This window comes from Brevundimonas sp. FV2ps16, assembly GCF_058681075.1.
In genome coordinates, this window is record NZ_CM178728.1 from 607,647 (window position 1) to 620,597 (window position 12,951).

Genomic DNA, 12,951 nt, shown 5'->3' on the forward strand with positions numbered 1-12,951 from the left:
AACGGTCACCAAGTAGGCGCACAATCAAAGCAAAACGACCCAGCGGGGGGCTAGGTTAGGCTGGTTTCGACCGGCAACCCTACATTGACCCTTGTTCGACGAACACCCTTGAAGCCGCACCATTGCAGCCCATCTGAGAGGAACAAACTAAGACTGCTTGCACAGGAGCTAAAAGTGCCGATCGACAAATATACCCTTCACCGCGACACAGAGACCGAGAAGTGGCGGCTTGAGAAGGAAGGCTCAGACCGCGCAAAGCGCGTGTTCGAGAATAAGGACGACGCATTGAAGGGACTGCGGGACGCGGTGGGCCCGTCAGGCGGCTCCGTCAGGATCCGGAAAGTGGATAATACGATCCAAGAAGAGCGTACCTACCCGCGATCGAAAGATCCCAAGGGGTCGAAGGGCTAGCGGGCGATGGCAGTCTTCGCGATCAGTTTCCGTCTTGATCAGGGTCCTGATTACGCGCGGAGATGGCAGTCGGTCGACGCCGCGGTGCGTCGCTTTTCTGCCGGCCCGCCGTTCGACGAAACGACATCATTCTACGTCCTTGAGGCGAACGCCTCCGCCGACTCTCTTTGGAACGCGCTTGTCACCGGTTCCGACCTCGACATGCGCCGCGACGCGCTGGTCGTGCTCAATCTGTCGGCCAAGGAATCCCAGTTTGGCGGTACGGCGATGCCTGATCGATTGAACGCCCTGCTTGCTGCTCGATGAGCGGTGACGGCGTAGGCTGGCTCGGCGCCAGAGGCAGCCACCGACTTCATGAAATGCCGCCTTAGACGCGCCCCCGCATCCAAGCGCGCGCATTCTGGGCAAAATCACGTTGGCCTTCACCGCATCGTGCGTTACGTCCGGCTGATCGCCAGTTGAGCGCTCGCGGACTGGGTGAGTGAAACCATGTTGAGAAGAGGTCGCGGCGACTGGAGCCGCCGGTGGCATTCAACAGTAGCATCGAAGCCTGAACCGGACGGTAGTGATCTAAGGTCTCCAGCATGGAAGCGTCGTCGCGCCGATTATAAGCTAATCAAGGAACTGACAGATGTGGTCTTCCGGATCGTCCAGATGTGGGCGGTTATCGCAATCGTCTGGTTCCTGCACCTCACGTTAGGTCACTGGGCAGCTGCTCTGGTGGCAATCATGTTGATCTTTGGGCTTATTTTTTACAGCCTAACCGCCCCTCACATCGCAGTTTTAGATTGGCGAGAAGCTCGCAACGAAACGAAGGTTGGCCGCTGGTGGCATGTGTTCTGGATTACCAATTCCGTTATAGTATTGATCTTGGTGTTCAATATCGACCCCATCGTCTATGCCTTCAATGCCAAGGAGATGGGCGACATTTCGAAAGGTGTAGTTGATCCGTGAGACGTGCGCGCATCCACTAGGTTTCAGAGCTAAGTTCGCCGAAAATGCGGATCAGATCCTGAGTTACCCGTTCTTTGATCTCCTCCTGTAGGGCCGACCATTCCACAAGATCGACCTTCAATCCCATCGCCGCGGCCAGCTCATCGGCAATCCTCAACTGATCCCACCGGCTGAATGTGCCGCCCCCCACTGGCGCGACTTGGAAGGTCAAGTCGATGTCGGACTCGGGACCATCCTCTCGCCGCGCCGCCGATCCGAACATATACAACGCGGTGATCCCCTCCTCACGCAGACGCGGTTCCATCTTCCTGAGCTCGGTCGCGATGTCGTCGTGGCGGGAGCCGGGCTTCGGATGCGGCGCCCTCAACGGCGGCGGAGGGGGCAAGGCGTTCAGAAGCGGCGCAAACGTGTCTATCACCCGCCTCGCCAGCGCAGTCGCAACTGAGACAGGCGGCGGCTGGTCATTGAGAACCTGATCCATTGTCGGCAGCCCTAATGCAGCAATCTCCGGGTGCCGCGCTCTGTAGGCAGCCGAAAGCCGTTCGCAGCACTGCTCGATCCGGCCTAAGCGCCACCAGATCACTTGGTCGGCCAGTTCGCTGCGCACGGCGAAGCCTTCGTTCAAACGGTCAATCCATTCCGCAATCTGCAGCAGCCGCCCTCGATCATCCTCAAACATCGCCAAGTCCTGCGTGAAGACCAATCAGCATTGGAACATCCGCCCCATCAAGCCCACCATGTAAGCTTAGCCGCCTCGTCACGCACCGCGGCTTCGAGCTCATGGCGGTAATGGAAACCTTGACCGAGGGACTTCACTTCGGGCCAAGCGCCCAGCAACTGCCAGATATCTTTCGGCAGCAAGCCAAGTCTCGACGCCGCCTCCCGCGAGGTCATAAGCCGAAGGCCGGTCGCCTCTACCTCCTTACGATTGTAGCGTGGTGTTTCGTGTTCGATCCTTGCCAGAATGCTTCTTTCCCGGAGCCAGGCCACATCCTGAGCCGTGCAGTTCAGATACGCCTCCACCTCGCCTGGCGTCATCCAGCTCCGATAGAATGCGCCGTAGCTCTCTACATCGAAGCGGTAAGGCGATGGTGCACTCGGGCCTCCCATAATCATGGCCCGGGCTGCCGCTTCGTGTATCGCCAAGTGTGATCGACCTACGATTTTCACCACCCGCAACCCTCCAGGCAGCTTCTGTCGTATGGCGGCGATCAGGACGGGCGCCCACGGCTTCTCTCGCCCGCCAACACCACGGAACGCCTCGGACAACGGGACAAATCCTGCGCGGGGATCACCCCAATCGAAGGCATGCAGATCATCGATCAGGCTCTGGGCTGAAGCTCCAGACAAGGCGCTGGCGCCTCGTAGCATGAGTACGGAAAGGTCTTGCTCCGGGTTTAGCCACCCCATCGAGAGGAGTTGTTCGATAGCCGTTTCAGGAATGGATACGGCGGCCTTTAAATCCCGACGAGAGACGCTCGCTTTTGCTCGGCCGGAGAGCTCCTGGACGCTGGCGCGTTCCACGCGGATGTCCGTGTCACCAAGCACCACTGGCCTCACGGAGAGATGACCTGCGGCAGCCAATTCTCGGACATGACTTGCGGTAGTCGAAAGAACATGTCCCGCCTGGGACAGTGTCATCGAACTCGAATGACACGCAAGGGGCCCTCTGCCCCCTCCGGAGTTGCGCCGATACTCCTTTACAAGCCTTTCCAAATTCGAACTCACACAAGCGTTCGAACTCTCTCGGGCGGCATACGGCAGATAAAGAATGAGGGGCGGCTGCTCCTGCTTTCTCTGATCCCGATACAGATCCCAGATCGATCTAGGGTATTCGAGAACCAGCCGCGCGCCATCAGCGAGGTCTCGTGGCGACCAACTCGGCATTGGTCGTTGACCGGTCGTTCGCGTGCGGTACGCTGCCCGACCGATCGCGACCGTGAGCTCGTACACGTCGGTGGCTGACTGCACCCGAAAGAATGGCGGGACCTGATTGATCGCCGCCGCGACGACCTCTTCATTCTCAGAAAATAACTCCAGCACCCATCTCAGCAGCGGTCTATCCTGCTGGGGTACAGCTTTGTGGTCGCGGCCCGAAGCTGGAGCTCCACACCCTTCACAGTGGTTGAGGCTCCTCGCCAAAGGCCAGATAAGCTTTCGGCGGCATACGCCGCAACGGTCGGTTAGAGCCCTCCAGGTGACGGGGCAAAAGTTCAGGTGCGTCACCATCCACGTCGCCTGATCAGACTCGATAGACATGCCGGATGCGGGCAATCGACGACCGTACTGGCAGATCATGTGAGGACGCAGATACACGCCTCCCAGACGTCGCTTTCCATCCTGTGATAGCGCCCGGCTTCCCCAGAGCTGGTCAAGCGACGCTAGATCCACGCCCATCAGCTCGGCCAGCTCGGGAAGAGCCGCGGCCAGCCTGCTGAGAAAGTCGCCTTTGATGTTCAGCTTTAGGTCGATCAGCGCCAGAAAGCTGCGAACCGATCCGAGATGGTTGGCGTCAACGACACGAGCGACGTAGCCAAGGATTGTTTCGCCAGGAGCTGGAGAAACGGGGAAGAGTAATCTCTTCCCCGCACCCAGTTGCTGCGGCTCCTGGAACGAGATCGTCCCATCAGCCATGCCGGCCCTCCAAGGGGTTGCGCTTCACAAATCCCTGCTCAACAGCCCAATGATCGATGGCCCAAGACAAGTCCTGTACTTCAAGGCATTGCCCGCCTCGCATAATGGCCGCCCCCAACGCCACGTTGATCAACCGGGACACACGGCCGATGACGCCATTCGAAACCTCAAAAAGGGCCGGCATCATCCCCAGCGCGTTGAGGTTCGACCGCTGAGGCAGGAGATTTTGGTCGAAAACGACGCCCTCAAGTTCCGTCACAAAACGAGCGAAAAGTGCTCGATCAGCCGGCCGCCTGACGTCAAGGGGCGGAAGATCGCACGGCGGCAGGAGCCGCCCATTCAGCTGAAGGTTACGGCCAAACATATTCTTCGCGTCCTCGGTCCCCAGGAAGATGATCGGGACGACGCCCATGTCCAATAGGCCCTTGAGCGTATCGGTTACGTCTGTCTTTGGTCCTTGGCGATAGTTCAGATGCTGAACTTCGTCGCAGATCAGCAACTCGGTCTTGAACCGCTGGAAACACGCGATAGCTCGACGCCTGAGAAGCGCTTCATTGCCGTGGTGGGCATGCATATCGCCGAAGGCGTCAAGAACGGACGTCATCAACCTCCGAGGGGTCGAGTCGTTCGCGATGCTGATTTTCAGGATCGGAATGAAATCCTCTGTGCGGGGCCTGGCGGCCTCGACACTGGCGATATAGGCGTCAAGGGCTGTCGTCTTCCCTGACCCGGTCGGCGCCAGGACGCGGAAGCCCTTCTGCGGCCGCCCCTTGGTTCGCAAACCCAACTGCCGAAGATGGTCGCAGCGGCTGTGCAGCTCGAGGTGCGGTGGGTAAGGCACAAAGATCGCCTCGAACCTGGCCTGCATTTCGGCCACGACAAGGTTCCGTGCAAGTGCGTCGGCGTTCATTGAGACACCCCCCAATCACCGTCGTCGATGGTCCATTCCTCTAAAGGCGGCGTGCTTGCCGCGCTGGTAGGTGACGGCGATTTTGGACGTGGTTTCCGGACGCCCCCTCGTTGCGGGCGCGAAGACCTTTGGTGGTCATCGGTTCGCTCAGAGGCGAGGGCGACTTGGGGGATGACGGGCGCCATGCCGTCGTGCCGAGCCTCAGCATATCTGAGCTGCAAATGGTCGCCGCCAAGTGCTTGGATCTTCGGAGAGGTCAGAAGACGTGCTTGATTTCGATTGATGCGCTTTTTTGCCTGAGCGGAGAACACCGTCCGGATCCTCTCGCTCCAATCCTGGCGCAGTAATCGGCGCTCTTCGGCAGTCTTGTCTTGTTCCTTACGCTCCCAATCTAAAACCCGTTTGCGTTGCCATGCGGTAATCCCCTCAGCCTCTTCAGGCTTGGTGCAGGGAAGAGTTTGAAACACACCCCGCTTGGCGTTCCAGACATGAATAGAGCCGATATTGGCCGGATTGAATTTGACCTTAACCGTGGCGGTGGCTGATCCCTTCCGTCGAGGTCGCATTGCCTCGAGTCCAGCGAGATCCTCAAGAAGCTGGCCCGTCACGGCTGCATCGTGATAGCTCAGGCCAAACAGCAAGATCCCGGATGTCGAGAGGCGGCGCTCCACCTCCGCTCCCACCATTTTATCGAGCTGGGAATCATCCCCGATCACAGGCACGCCCCCCTGTAAGCGAACGCCCCTGCTCCACGCCTTGATCGGAGGCTCGCCGAGGAAGGTGTGTAGGTCCTGATGGTACAAGCCGATGGCGCCCTCGAGGAGGTCTTCGAGCTGCTCGAGGGTGAGAACAGCATCTTTCTGCGGCGTGAGGCCCCACGCTCTCATCTGCTCGACCGGAAATGAACCTCCGGGCAACCGCTTGTTCAGCAGCTCATTCAGGGTGCGGAAAGACCGCTCCACCACAGCTTTGTACGTTGGTGATGCGGATGGAGCCCATCTGACGCTCGTCCCCACATCGGTCATTCCAGACTCGAAGGAAATGCCGACAAACTCTAGGCCGTTATCGACTACGATCTCATCAAACTTCCCGTAGATGCCGGCGAGCTCGCGGCAATTGGGATACTGCTCGAGCATCTGAAGCTTCGGCCGATTGGCTCGCTTGATGCATTCGGTCACCGAGTAAAGTGACGGGGGCTCAAAGCTCAGAACCCAGCCTACGATGCACCTGGAATGAACATCGATAAGAATCGTCAGCCACGGCCGCCCCAGGTACCGAACCTCATCGAGCTCCATCACCAGATGGACGTCCAACAAGGTGTGATCCATGGCGCCAAGCAACAGCGGCCGATGCGCAACCAGCCCTTTCCCGATGGCTTTGAATCGCTTTCTGGCTTCCGCCAATCCCCACTTGGTGGCCACGGTATCGTAGCACTCCAAGGAACGCACATGCTGACGGAAAGCCTCTTTGCTGGGCACTGAGACCACTCGCCATTTGCGAGATTTAAGGTAGCGATTCAGGCCTTCCAGATACGCCACCAACGCGTCGTAACTCTGGGCGACATTTCTGCTGTGGTCGGACCAGTACCCCACGGCTTCTTCGTGCATCCGTCGCCGGACTGATGGCGCCAGTTGCTTCTCGCGGGAAACGCGGCCGCTCAGGCTGACCATGACCTTGAGCGCGCGATTACCGGTGTCGCCACGATCTTGAAGCCAACGACGTACCGTGGCTGGTGACGGCGTCTTATGGCTTTCAAGCTGCCGGGGCTTGTCTGCCCAGATCTTTGCTAAAGCCTCCCGTATGCCCCGATCGCTCTTTGAGAAGTCCAGTCGGTCCAGCGAGGAGAGGGTAATTTGCCGAACTAGCGCGCGCGGATCTCGCGTGACTATCGCATTGTAGTCGTCTTCCCTAAGCCCAGCCTCCTTACGGGCTTTCGAAGCGTTGGGAGTAAGGTTCAGCCGCTTCACCAGCCCACGGGCGAACTGGCCGATCAGCCAGTCCATTGAAGGCGAAACATATTCGCCCGTATCGAGCGGGATCTGGTACGGCGCGCCGGTCCGTTCAGAGCGGAACAAGAGGAAGCCGCTTCCCATCGCCTGATCGAAAAAGTGGCGCTCGCCGTCGATCTCCCAGAGTTCGCCGCTTTGGAGTTGAATGTCGGTCATTGCACATTCTCCAGCCGGTCGCTGACCAGCTCGACAGAGGTTTCGGTGAAGAGGGGTCGTGTGAGGTCGATCCGGACGATGCGTTTGACGGCCATCGCCTTCAGCTTCGCGATGCCTAAGAGTCGGTCGCCCAGGACGTCGCCTAGCTCGCCCATGGTCAGGGGAGACCGACGCAGAAGCGCCTCGGTAACGATGAACACGTCGGATCGGTCAAACTCGGTGAGGCGGCAGGATTGCACCTCTAGGATGTTCTCGTAGACGTATTCTGGGTCCAGAAGCTCAGACGCAAAGACGATGCGGAAGCGCCAGCCAACGCGCTCACAGATGATCCGCACGGCCTCAAGCTTCACGGCATAATGCGGATCGCGGAGCGCTCGTCTGTCTCGTTTGATCTCGACGATTTCAATCGAGTTGTCCGCCAAAAGACGGAGGCAATCGACGATGTAGGTCCTCTTGACGCCGGCGATGATGAACTCAAGGCGAAAGGGCTGAGCCCGGTAATCGACGACGTCGGGATCGACTTCACTATGCATAAAGAAGGCACGCTCGAGCATGCTTTCATACGGCAGCGGCCGTCCCGCTTTTCGGCTGGCATAGGTTCCTGTGACGATAGGCCGACGCCCCGTCACTATCGTCCTGATTGGAGCTCCATTCGGCGTCACGACGATCGTCGCCGTCGCCGAAAGAGATTCCCACGATAGTCCGTTTTCCGTTTCGACAGCTACAGCACGAATGGCATCGTCGAGCGCCACAGCGCTTCGGATGGCAGGCGTGCGGAAGCCATGATGGAGGCTGTCCATCTGATCTCCTTTGATTATTGAGTGCGTTGGGTTCCGGCCGAGCGAGGCCGTCCCCTTTCACTGTGAAAGGGCCGTTGACATCCAGCTCGCCTGGGGAGATCATTTGCCCATCGTCGCCACAACGATTGGGACTAGACTTCCCCAGCACGAGCCTTGGGCATCGCTCAGGGCTCGAGTTGTTTCTGAAGCAAGCCTCAGAGACTGTTCAGGTTTTTACGGCGGCTTCATCGGAAAACTCCCTCACTAGGCCGGCAGAGGCTGGCTCATTCTGGCAACTCAACGCGAAAAGGATTCGCGGTAGCCGGTAGGAAGTTTCGCAAGACTCGCGCGATAAATACAAATATTAAAATTTTGCCGAGAGGCCGTCCGCCCATACAGGCGTAGACTTTATAAACAATCGTTTATATTCTACTTCCAATTAGTCTTGAAGAGACAGTATTGAATATTGAACATGACCCCAGCCGCCGGTCCCGGCTCGGATTCGCGCCGTTACTCGGATCATTTCGGTCAGTTCTTGACTCAACGCGGCGGTTGGCGACGTCCGCTTTCCGGCAGGGCCGATCAGCGGCCAGCAAGCGCCGAACATGACTCGTTTTGTGGACGTCGGCAGCCACCGCTTCTGGGTTCCGGCGCTCGGCATGAGGTCAACCGACTACATCAAAGTCCGTTCCCGACGTCCCGATAGGTCGTTTTCAGTTCGTTACCTGCGCTTTTCGGCACCGTGGTGCTGAGAAGTGAGACGACATTGGTGATGGACGGTGCGCCGAACTGGGCCTTCACTGCTGCACGAAACGCATTGGTTGGGTCGTAAACCTGTACGCCATCTCGAATTTTTGCTCGGGGACCTCGCCCTTAAGGCGGAACGGTCGACGCCTATGCGGCGGTTCCCGAGGGGCTTCCGCTTCGTTTCGATCGACGCGTCCGCCGGCTTGAAGAGCTCGCGATAAGGTCCCCTCTCAGCGTGGGCGGACACCTTAAAGCTCATCGTGGAGAACGCCTCGGCGGTTCAAGACACGCGCCATCTGCTTACTCAAGCCTGGGTCAGGTGCATGTCGGTAATGGCCGGTTCCTCCTGCACCTGAGGCGTGATGATCCCACCCATGGGGATCCGCAGCGGCTCATACAGGCCCAGTTTGGCGCCGACGCCCTGACCGGGATCCAGACGGTCGCCATGGAGGTCGCGCAGGTCTCGATGGAGACGTTCAGGGAAATCTATCTGATGCTCGACTTGGAACCGCCGCTGGCGGAACTGTCCGATGCTTGATCGTGCACCCTGCGCGCCTCGCGTCGCAGTTGACATGTCCGTCGCCGCGGCGAAGGTTATCGATGGGATACCCATTCGACGTGATGTGGGACCGTTCTGAAAGTCAGCCCCATGGCTTCCTCGCAAGATCGACGCGGTCGCCGGTTTCTGATCAGAGCTTCGGCTGAGGCACCCCCTACGGGCCTTTCCCTGAATGGCTCCCGCCTCGAGCTCGAAAAGATGTTCGAGATTCCATCGCGGACAGGGCAGCAGGGCGTCGCGCCGGTCCAGGCATGGTACGCGACTGAGATCGACCAGCCCCTGGAGGAGAACCCGTGGGATGCGGCGCATATGCTGGGGCGTGGCGATGCCGCGTTCTCCGCTGCCGGCGTAAGCCTGGTTGAGCCTGACCTGGAGCAGTCCGCCTTTCCGACAAGCCCGGCTCGAACCGATCTGTTTCAGGCTGTCGCGGATCCCTGTTTCAAAAACCCTCAGGACCGACGCCTGCCCCGAGGCGCGACCGCCGACTGGCATTTGGGGACCGCCTACAGCCAGTTGGCCGACGCTCGTGCCGCAGTCGCGGATCGGGGCGGTCGTGTCGTTATCGCCCACCTGGACACCGGCTTCGATCCCGACCACCACGTCATGCCGACAAACATGGACTTCGCCCGGCAACGCAACTTCACGGGCGAGGGGCGGCTGGACGACGCCCGGGACAGGGCGGTCCTGAGTCAACTGACCAACCGCGGTCACGGACATGCGACCCTTGGCCTCTTGGCCGGTTCGTATCGGCTCCCTGTGGAGGCTGCGGAGCCCTTGGGCGACGGTCCCCTGGGCGGCGCCCCAATGGCGTCGGTCATCCCCATTCGCGTCGCCAACGCCGTCGCCGTTTTCTGGACGAGCGCCATCGCCAAGGGGATCGCCTACGCTACCGACATGGATGCTGAAGTGCTTTCGTTGAGCATGGGCGGTGTCGCGTCCTTCGCCTGGGCCGATGCCGTGAACCGGGCCTATGAGCGCGGGATGGTCATGGTGGCGGCCGCAGGCAACAACTACGGCCATCTGCCCACCCGCCATATCGTCCATCCGGCCCGGTTTCAGAGGGTCATCGCCGCCTGTGGTCTCATGGCGGACCATCGACCCTACGACAACCGCCAACCGGACATCATGCAGGGCAACCACGGGCCGCTCTCCAAGATGAACACGGCGCTCGCCGCCTTCACGCCCAACGTACCCTGGACGAAGTTTGGATGCGGCGGCGCCGTCGGTCTTCACGGCTCGGGCACGTCCTCGGCGACGCCGCAGATCGCCGCGGCTGCGGCCCTGTGGATCCTGGCGCATCGCGAGAAGCTGAATGCCTACCCCGAGCCGTGGATGCGCGGAGAAGCGGTCCGACAGGCCCTGTTCGCCAGCGGCGCCATTCCGTCGGAAGTCATGACTGCGGGCGAGGCGCAAGAGAAGCTTGGCCGCGGCATGCTGCAGGCGATGACCGCCTTGGGCGTCGAGCCGATGGCCGCCGAGGCGCTGCGCAAGCCCGCGCGGGACAGCGCCCTGTTCGCGGCCTTCCGCGTCCTGACCGGCCTCGGCATCACCGGCGAAACGCCGCGGGCGGCTATGCTTGCCCTCGAGATGACCCAGCTGAGCCAGACCGGCCGCAGCGTCCAAGATGTTCTGGCCGACCCCGATGCCCCGCATGACGTCATGAGCGATGTCGATCGTCGCCGCTACGTCGAAGCGATGCTGGATGAACGACGAATATCCCGGACCCTGCGCAGCTATCTCGATCCCCGGACGATGCGCGGCCCGCCCGCCGAGCCGCCGAAGAACACCGGCGCGCCGCCCCAGCCCGGCCAGGTCGAACGCCGCATCGTGCGATCCCCGCCGGCCGAACGCCGGCTTCGCATCTTCGCCTCCGATCCGAGCTTCGCCGGCGTTCATGAGACTGCGCATCTCAGCGAGGTCGTCGTCTCGGTCCCGTGGGAGGGTGCGGTCAGGGGCCACGCGCCACTCCAGCCGGGGCCTGTCGGCGAGTATCTTGAAGTCGTCGATATCGATCCAGCCAGCGGCTGCGCCTATGCCCCCGTAGACCTCGACGACCCCTACCTGCTGGCCACCAACGGCCTGCCGCCATCCGAGAGCAACCCCCAGTTTCACCAGCAGATGGTCTATGCGGTGGCCATGACCACGATCCGTAATTTCGAGCAGGCGCTCGGCCGGGTCGCTCTGTGGGCCCCGGAGCGACGGATGTGGGCCCGGAAGGGACAGAAGGCCGTCTATGACGACTTCTTCGTCAGGCGGCTCAGGATCTACCCCCACGGGTTGAGAGAGGCGAACGCCTACTACAGCCCTCGGAAGAAGGCCCTCATGTTCGGCTACTTCCCGGCCGCCCCGTCCACGAGCGGCAGCACCGTCCCGGGCTCCACAGTGTTTACGTGTCTGTCACACGACATCATCGCGCACGAAGTGACCCACGCCCTCTTGGACGGTCTTCATCGCCGGTATCAGGAAGCCACCAATCCCGACATGCCGGCCTTCCACGAGGCCTTTGCCGACATCGTTGCGATCTTCCAGCATTTCAGCCTGCCCGGGCTCCTCGAGCAGGAGCTCAAGCGAACCGCGGGTGATCTGGGCAAGGGCGGCATGCTGGCCGAACTGGCCCGGCAGTTCGGCGAAGGGATCGGCCGCTCCGCCGCCTTGCGCTCCGCGATCGGTCAGCCAGCCGGCGAGGTCGACTACCGGAACCTGGACGAGCCGCACGACAGGGGCGCGATCCTTCTGGCGGCCGTTTTCGCCGCTTTCCTGACCATTTATCGCAGCCGGTCAGCGGATCTCCACCGGATCGCCGTCGACGCCGGGGGCACGCTCCGTCCCGGCTCGATGCATCCCGACCTTCTTCGAAGACTGGCGGACGAGGCGCGCAAGAGCGCCGCCCACGTGCTGCGGATGTGCATCCGCGCTCTGGACTACTGCCCGCCCGTGGATCTCACGTTCGGCGACTATCTCCGGGCGCTAATTACCTCTGACGCGGACCTGGTGCCGGACGACCGGTTCGGATACCGGGTGGCCTTTCTTGAGGCGTTCCGCAGTCGCGGCATCTACCCCGATGATTTGCGGACAGTTTCCACCGAGTCGCTCCGGTGGCAGGAGCCGACGATCCCGCTGGAGGGGCTGTCCGAAATCCTGGCCGATCTGGATCTGAGCTGGGATCTGGACGCGGACAGGGCGCGCGCGGCGGCCAGCCGCGCCGTCAACGGCGGCAAGTTCCACGACTGGCTTGAAGAGCGACTGACGCCGGCCCTGGCTGCCCAGCTTGGGTTACGACTGAACCTGTCGCCCGGCGGACAGGACGGTGCGTCCGGTCGCTGCCAATGCCGGAGACCAGATCCGGAGACCGCCAAATCAAGGTTCGAGGTTCATTCCATCCGGCCGGCCCGTCGCGTGGCGCCGGACGGAAGTTTCCTGACAGATCTGGTGGTCATCCTCACCCAGCGCCGGTGTGAGTGCCTGGGGGCCGATGACATATCAGGACCCGGCTACTGGCAGAGAGGCGGCTGCACACTCCTGATCGACACCCGAAAGGGACGGGAGCGCGTCCGCTACTGCATATCAAAACGGATCGACGCGCCGGCCCGCATCGCCCGAGCGCGTGAGTTTTCGATCAACCAGGGCGGCAGTCTGCGGGGACTGTATTTCGGCGACGACCTCGGCGAACCGTTCGCGATGCTGCACAGGGGGCATTGAACGATGGCCAGACCAGCTCCCTCTCGCGTGATAGCCCCGGCGTCTCCAAACGCGACCGTTCGTCTTTACCGCCAAGGGCTAGGCGACTGTCTT

The 12,951-nt window shown here is 61.1% G+C and carries 10 protein-coding genes; 4 read left to right on the top strand and 6 right to left on the bottom strand.

What is annotated here, in order from left to right; all coding sequences use genetic code 11:
- The first annotated feature begins 174 nt into the window (after nucleotides 1-174).
- From ACW170_RS02870 to ACW170_RS02880, 3 genes are all read left to right on the top strand, one after another.
- Nucleotides 175-411, top strand: a complete 237-nt coding sequence (locus ACW170_RS02870; protein ID WP_492088207.1) for a DUF2188 domain-containing protein — start codon at nucleotides 175-177, stop codon at nucleotides 409-411.
- A 6-nt stretch (nucleotides 412-417) separates the two neighbouring features.
- Nucleotides 418-717: a hypothetical protein gene (locus tag ACW170_RS02875; protein WP_492088208.1), complete on the top strand. Its 300-nt coding sequence runs from the start codon at nucleotides 418-420 to the stop codon at nucleotides 715-717.
- A 171-nt stretch (nucleotides 718-888) separates the two neighbouring features.
- Nucleotides 889-1,365 carry a hypothetical protein gene (locus ACW170_RS02880; RefSeq protein ID WP_492088209.1) on the top strand — a complete coding sequence of 159 codons (477 nt, stop codon included), beginning with the start codon at nucleotides 889-891 and terminating at the stop codon, nucleotides 1,363-1,365.
- A 16-nt stretch (nucleotides 1,366-1,381) separates the two neighbouring features.
- Here ACW170_RS02880 and ACW170_RS02885 read toward each other — a convergent pair whose 3' ends face one another.
- The 6 genes from ACW170_RS02885 to ACW170_RS02910 form a co-directional block, all read right to left on the bottom strand.
- Entirely contained in the window at nucleotides 1,382-2,044 is a 663-nt protein-coding gene (locus tag ACW170_RS02885; protein WP_444759788.1) for a nucleotidyltransferase family protein, read from the bottom strand.
- Nucleotides 2,045-2,091: 47 nt separating this feature from the next.
- Nucleotides 2,092-3,999 carry a hypothetical protein gene (locus ACW170_RS02890; protein WP_444759789.1) on the bottom strand — a complete coding sequence of 636 codons (1,908 nt, stop codon included), beginning with the start codon at nucleotides 3,997-3,999 and terminating at the stop codon, nucleotides 2,092-2,094.
- Entirely contained in the window at nucleotides 3,992-4,909 is a 918-nt protein-coding gene (locus ACW170_RS02895; RefSeq protein ID WP_444759790.1) for a TniB family NTP-binding protein, read from the bottom strand. Before ACW170_RS02895 ends, ACW170_RS02890 begins: the two co-directional genes overlap by 8 nt.
- The gene (locus ACW170_RS02900) at nucleotides 4,906-7,074 is read right to left on the bottom strand and encodes an integrase catalytic domain-containing protein (RefSeq protein WP_444759791.1); all 2,169 of its coding nucleotides are present in this window, start codon (nucleotides 7,072-7,074) and stop codon (nucleotides 4,906-4,908) included. Before ACW170_RS02900 ends, ACW170_RS02895 begins: the two co-directional genes overlap by 4 nt.
- Entirely contained in the window at nucleotides 7,071-7,874 is an 804-nt protein-coding gene (locus ACW170_RS02905) for a TnsA endonuclease N-terminal domain-containing protein (protein WP_008263392.1), read from the bottom strand. Before ACW170_RS02905 ends, ACW170_RS02900 begins: the two co-directional genes overlap by 4 nt.
- 1,030 nt (nucleotides 7,875-8,904) lie before the next feature.
- Entirely contained in the window at nucleotides 8,905-9,174 is a 270-nt protein-coding gene (locus ACW170_RS02910) for a hypothetical protein (RefSeq protein WP_492088210.1), read from the bottom strand.
- 183 nt (nucleotides 9,175-9,357) lie between these two features.
- On the opposite strand from ACW170_RS02910, the gene ACW170_RS02915 reads away from it, so the two are divergent.
- Nucleotides 9,358-12,858: a S8 family serine peptidase gene (locus ACW170_RS02915; RefSeq protein ID WP_492088211.1), complete on the top strand. Its 3,501-nt coding sequence runs from the start codon at nucleotides 9,358-9,360 to the stop codon at nucleotides 12,856-12,858.
- Nucleotides 12,859-12,951: the final 93 nt, after the last annotated feature.